A 5,783-nucleotide genomic window follows, 5' to 3' on the forward strand; every position below is an offset into this window, starting at 1 on the left:
CTCGTCGAGCGGCGCGGCGGTGCGGATGCGGGCGCTGCGGGCGCCGGCGGTGCGGTCGGCGGAGGCGATCGCGAGCCAGGGCGTGCCGGCCAGCGAGCTGCCGGGGGCGAGGTCGGCGGCGGTGCCGCCGGCCATCAGATAGGTACGGCCGCCGGGCTCGCGCACCCGGGCGACCCGTTCGGGAAACGCCATCCCGACGACCAGGCCGGCCGCCAGATCGTCTGGAACGCCGGCGCGAGGGGGCGCTGTGGTCCGGGTGATCGCGGAGGTGAGTCGGCGGACCTCCGCCCGCCACCCGCCGTTGTTCTCGGTGCGGGCGCGGCGCCACGCCGCCGTCAGGTCATCGGTCGTCGCCCGGTCGTCGTCGAGCAGGGCGACGATCTCGGCGGCCCGCCGGTCGCCGACCAGCGTCGCGCCGTCGAGCAGGGCGTGCGCCAGCCGCGGGTGCAGGCCCGCCCCGGCCAGCAACCTCCCGCGCGGGGTCGCGTGGCCGGCGTGATCCACGGCGCCGAGGTCGCGCAGGGTGGCGACGGCGATCTGGAGGGCGCCGGCCGGTGGCTGGTCCGGCAGGCTCAGGCCGGTGCCGTCGGGATGCCCCCACAGCGCCAGGTCGAGGGCGAAGCCGGTCAGGTCGGCGGCCGCGATCTCCGGCTCCGGCTGCGCCGGCAGGCGGTCGTGCTGGGCCTGCGACCAGCAGCGGTAGACCCGTCCGGGCGCCTCGCGCCCGGCCCGCCCGGCGCGCTGGATCGCGGCCGCCCGGCTGACCGCGACGGTGACCAGCGAGCCCAGGCCGCGGGCGTGGTCCATCCGGGGAACCCGGCTCAGCCCGGCGTCGACCACCGCGCGTACGCCGGGCACGGTCAGGCTGCTCTCCGCGACCGCCGTGGCCAGCACCACCCGCCGCTGCGGGCCGGGACGCAGCGCGGCGTCCTGGTCGGTGCCGGACTGGCGGCCGTGCAGCCGCACCACGTCGGCGCCGGCGTCGCCGAGGCGTCCGGCGACCGTCTCGATCTCGCGGGCGCCGGGCAGGAAGGCCAGCACGTCGCCGTCGCCGTCGGCCAGGGCGCGGCGGATCGTCGCGGCGACGTGGTCGAGCAGGCGGGGGTCGACGCGCAGCCCGGACGGCGGTGTGACCGGGCCGGGCGAGGGCGCCCAGACGACGTCGACCGGGAAGAGGCGGGACTCGGCGGTCAGGATCGGCGCGCCGCCCAGGACGGCGGCCAGCCGGGCCGACTCGGCGGTGGCCGAGGTGGCGAGCAGGCGCAGCTCGGGGCGGAGGGTTTCGCGCACCTCCACCAGAAACGCCAGCGCGAGATCCGAGTCGAGGTGGCGCTCGTGGCACTCGTCCAGCACGACTGTGCGCGTACCCGTCAGCTCTTGATCTCGCTGCAGGCGCCGCACGAGCAGACCCGTCGTGACCACCTCGACCACGGTCTCGGCGGAGACCCGCCGGTCGCCGCGCACCGCGTAACCCACCCGCCGGCCGACCGGCTCACCCAGCAGTTCCGCCATCCGCCGCGCGGCCGCCCGGGCCGCGACCCGCCGCGGCTCGGCGACCACCACGCGCCCGCCGGACGCCAGCGCGAGCGGCACCAGCGTGGTCTTGCCGGTGCCCGGCGGCGCCACCAGGACGCCGGCGCCGTGCTCGGCGAGCATGGCGTCGACGCCGGGCAGGACGGCGCGGACCGGAAGGTCCGGCAGGGCGCTGGTGGCGATGAGCACCCGCCAAGTCTGACGGAACTTGTAGATTGCATGACTGTGGGTGTCGAGGTCCTGAACGCCATGCCCGCCGACCGCCTCCGGGCCGAGTTGCTGGCCTGCTGCGCGGCTCCGGCCTGGGCGGCCGAGATCGCCGCGGGCCGGCCCTATCCCGACCGCCCCGCGGTGCTGGCCGCCGCGGACTCCGCCTCGCGGCGCCTGGGTTGGGCCGACGTCTCGCAGGCGCTGGCCGCGCATCCACGGATCGGCGAGCGGGCGCAGGGCGGGTCGCGGGACGCCGCCTGGTCGCGGCGGGAGCAGTCGGCGGCCGCGGCGACCGCCGACGATTCGACGAAGGAAGCCTTGATCGAGGCCAACCGTGCGTACGAGGATCGGTTCGGGCACGTCTTCCTGATCTTCGCGAGCGGGAAGAGCCAGGCGGAGATTCTGGCGGCGGCCCGGCAACGGCTGACCAACGACGAGCCGGCCGAACGCGAGATCGTCGCCGACCAGCTGCGCCGGATCGCGTTGCTGCGACTGGAAAGGCTGCTCGATGCCCTCGGATGACGGCAAGGCCCGCACCCGGATCTCGACGCACATCCTGGACACGATCAGCGGCGAACCGGCCCGCGGGGTCTACGTGCGGCTCGAGCGGCACGACTCCGACGGCTGGCGGACGATCGGGGAGGGCGCGACCGACGGCGACGGGCGTCTCAAGTTCGGGGTGCCGGTGCACGACTGGCAGGCGGGCGGCTATCGGCTGCTGTTCTACGTGGAGCCGTATCTGCAGGGCGACTCGTTCTTCCCGGAGATCACGGTCGCCTTCCAGGTGCACGACCCGGACCGCGACTACCACGTGCCGCTGCTGCTGAGCCGGTACGGCTACACCACCTACCGAGGGAGCTGACCGTGGCGATCGTGCTGGGGCCCAACCGCTACGGCAAGGCGGAGGTGCGGCTGGTCCGTGTCGTGCGCGACGGCGACACGCACAGCATCGCCGACCTCAACGTCGGCATCTCGCTCGCCGGTGAGCTCCAGGCCACCCACTACGCCGGCGACAACGGCGGCGTGCTGCCCACCGACACGATGAAGAACACGGTGTACGCCTTCGCGAAGGAGCACGGCGTCGGGGAGCCGGAGGAGTTCGCCCTGCGGCTCGGGCGGCACTTCCTCGCCACGCTGGGGCACGTCGACACCGCGAGGATCACCGTCGAGGCGTACGGCTGGCAACGCCTCGGCCCGCATTCGTTCCAGCGCGAGGGGTCCTGGACGCGGACCTGCACGGTGACGGTCGCCGACGGCGGCACCCAGGTGGTGTCCGGCATCTCGGGGCTCGTGCTGCTGAACTCGACGGCGTCGGAGTTCCACGGCTTCATCAAGGACCGGTACACGACGCTGCCGGAGTCCCACGACCGCATCCTCGCCACCGCGGTCGACGCGCGCTGGCGGCACCTGACTCCGGAAACCGACTTCGCCGCGTCGTTCGAAGGCGCGAGGGAGGCGTTGATCGGAGCGTTCGTCAACACCTACAGCCATTCGCTGCAGCAGACGCTCTATGCGATGGGGACGATGGTGCTGACGGCGCGGCCGGAGATCGCCGAGGTCCGCCTGGTGCTGCCCAACAAGCACCACTATCTCGTCGACCTCGCGCCGTTCGGGCTGGACAACCCCAACGAGGTGTTCAACGCCGGCGACCGGCCGTACGGGCTGATCGAGGGCACCGTGACCCGCGACGACGCGCCCCCGGCCACGGCGGAGTGGTACCTGTGATCGTGATCGAGAACGTCGCGGTCGCCACGGTCGACGCGGCCGGCACGGAGCACGCCGACGGCCACGTGGTGATCTCCGACGACGGCCGCATCGTGGCGGTCGGCGCCGGCCACGCGGGGCGCTACCACGGCCCGCTGCGGCACATCGACGGCACCGGCTGCCTGGTCACCCCGGGGCTGGTCAACACGCACCACCACCTCTACCAGTGGGCGACCCGCGGGCTGGCCCTCGACGACACGCTGTTCGGCTGGCTGACCACGCTCTACCCGATCTGGGGCCGGCTGGACGCCGAGGTGGTCGGCGCGGCCGCCGGCGCGGGGCTCGGCTGGCTGGCGCTCTCCGGATGCACGACCAGCATGGATCACCACTACGTGTTCCCGCGCGACGGCGGCGACGTGCTCGAGGCGGAGATCGAAGCGGCGCGGGGCATCGGCCTGCGGTTCCACCCGACACGCGGCTCGATGGACCTCGGCCAGAAGGACGGCGGCCTGCCACCGGACAACATCGTGGAGGACACCGACGCCGCACTCGCCGCCACCGAGGCCGCGATCGACCGCTGGCACGACCCGTCGCCGGACGCGATGCTGCAGATCGCGGTCGCGCCGTGCTCGCCCTTCTCGGTCACCTCCAGGCTGATGAGCGATGCCGCGGTCCTGGCCCGGCGCAAGGGCGTGCGGCTGCACACGCACCTGGCCGAGACCGGCGACGAGGAGGACTTCTGCCGGGAACGGTTCGGCTGCACCCCGGTGGAGTATGCGGAACGGCTCGGCTGGCTGGGCGAGGACGTGTGGCTCGCGCACGGCGTGCACCTGGACGACGCGGCGATCGCCAGGCTGGGGGAGACGGGTACGGGCGTCGCGCACTGCCCCAGCTCCAACGCGCGGCTCGGGGCCGGGATGGCCCGGGTACGCGAGCTGCTCGACCACTCGGTGTCGGTGGGCCTCGGCGTGGACGGCGCCGCCTCGCAGGAGGCGTCGCACCTGGGATCGGAGCTGCGCCAGGCGCTCTTCACGGCCCGCCTGCGCGGCGGCCCCGCGGCGATGACCGCCCGGGAGGCGCTGGCCATCGGCACCATCGGCGGGGCGCGCTGCCTCGGCCGGCAGGACGACATCGGCTCGCTGGAGCGGGGAAAGCTGGCCGACCTGGTGATGTGGCGGCTCGACGAGCTGGGCCACGACGGCATCGACGACAAGGTGGCGGCGCTGGTCTTCGGGCCGCCGGCAACGGTCGAGCTCGCGTTGGTCGGCGGCCGGGCGGTGGTCGAGCGGGGCGCGCTGGTCAACGCCGACGCGGAGGCGCTGACGCGGGCAGCTCGGCGCGCGCACCGCAAGCTCATGAAGGGTTTGTGACAGTCTGAAGATCCCCTGTGGACCGGCCTTGTGACTCATCGGTCCCGACCGATATGGTTCTCGGGCTCACACCGAGCACTCGCTGTCCACGGGGGTGGAGATGGCTGGCCGGTTCATGCGCGCCTTGGGTTGCGCGCTCGTCTTGACGATGGCACTGCAATTCGGCGGTGTGCCGGCGCGCGCCGACATCGGCGACGTCACGATCGAGGAGATCCGCGACGTCACCGTGCTCGACGCCATCAAGGGCGGCCCGTCCGTCCGGCGCGCGGCGGAGGCGGCATTGGTCTCCTCCGACCAGGCGCTGCGTGCGTACTACGAGAGCGGCTTCGACGCCGCGCGCGAGGCGGACGAGCGGGCGGCCGCTCAGACGCTGGCCGCAATGGACGGTCCGGCGATGCGGTCGGCGGCGCTCACCGCGCTGCAGGGCTCGCGGGCGGACGTTCAGCAGTTCGTCGAGGGCGGCTTCGCGCCGGCGTGGGACGCCGACGAGCGGCTGCGCGCCTACCGTCTCCTGCAGTCCGGGGGTCCGACCGTCCGGGCCGCCGCGCAGCGCGCGATCGACGGCGGCACCGAGCAGATCGGCGCGTTCCTGTCCTCGGGGCTCGACGCGGCCGAGCATGCCGACGACCGGCAGGCCGCGACGCGGATGCTCACCGGCGCCCCGGGCAACAGCGGTCCCGTGCTCAACACGGCCGCCTCCCAGGCGCTGAACGGCACGCCCGAGCAGCTGCGTGAGTTCCTGCGCTGGGGCCAGTTCGTGGCCCGCGCCCGTGACGCCGAGCTGGCGTCCATCCGCAGCCTGACCGAGCAGGCCAAGCAGGCCGGCGAGACCACGTCGCGCGAGGCCGACGCCGCGGAGGAGTCGTCGGTGCGAGCCGGCAACGCGGCCGCGGAGGCGAAGAAGGCGGCGCAGGCGGCGGAGGCCGAGGCCAGGGCGGCCGGCGGTGACGCCCGCAAGGCGTCGGC

General features: G+C 74.3%; 6 protein-coding genes. 5 read left to right on the plus strand and 1 reads right to left on the minus strand.

Annotation, left to right across the window (positions count from 1 at the left end):
• On the minus strand, positions 1-1,656 hold a 1,656-nt coding region (locus tag AB0M20_RS23450), incomplete at its 3' end, for a helicase-related protein (protein WP_364301471.1).
• Positions 1,657-1,752: 96 nt separating this feature from the next.
• Here AB0M20_RS23450 and uraD point away from each other — a divergent pair.
• The 5 genes from uraD to AB0M20_RS23475 all read left to right on the plus strand — a co-directional run.
• Positions 1,753-2,265 (plus strand): 2-oxo-4-hydroxy-4-carboxy-5-ureidoimidazoline decarboxylase, encoded by a 513-nt coding sequence (gene uraD / locus AB0M20_RS23455; RefSeq protein ID WP_364301461.1) that lies wholly within the window; start codon positions 1,753-1,755, stop codon positions 2,263-2,265.
• On the plus strand, positions 2,252-2,605 hold the full coding sequence (gene uraH, locus AB0M20_RS23460) for a hydroxyisourate hydrolase (protein WP_364301463.1): 354 nt from the start codon (positions 2,252-2,254) through the stop codon (positions 2,603-2,605). Before uraD ends, uraH begins: the two co-directional genes overlap by 14 nt.
• A gap of 2 nt (positions 2,606-2,607) precedes the next feature.
• Positions 2,608-3,468 carry a factor-independent urate hydroxylase gene (pucL, locus tag AB0M20_RS23465; protein ID WP_364301465.1) on the plus strand — a complete coding sequence of 287 codons (861 nt, stop codon included), beginning with the start codon at positions 2,608-2,610 and terminating at the stop codon, positions 3,466-3,468.
• A complete protein-coding gene (locus AB0M20_RS23470) occupies positions 3,465-4,817 on the plus strand; it encodes an 8-oxoguanine deaminase (RefSeq protein WP_364301467.1) in 1,353 nt (450 codons plus the stop codon). Before pucL ends, AB0M20_RS23470 begins: the two co-directional genes overlap by 4 nt.
• Before the next feature lie 148 nt (positions 4,818-4,965).
• The coding region (locus AB0M20_RS23475; RefSeq protein ID WP_364301469.1) for an ALF repeat-containing protein at positions 4,966-5,783 on the plus strand (818 nt) is incomplete at its 3' end.

This window comes from Actinoplanes sp. NPDC051633, from assembly GCF_040681735.1.
In the GTDB taxonomy this organism is placed as follows: domain Bacteria; phylum Actinomycetota; class Actinomycetes; order Mycobacteriales; family Micromonosporaceae; genus Actinoplanes.

Coding starts and splice junctions, on each gene's coding strand:
- uraD (WP_364301461.1), top strand. CDS start 1,753: ATGACTGTGGGTGTCGAGGTCCTGAACGCCATGCCCGCCGACCGCCTC.
- uraH (WP_364301463.1), top strand. CDS start 2,252: ATGCCCTCGGATGACGGCAAGGCCCGCACCCGGATCTCGACGCACATC.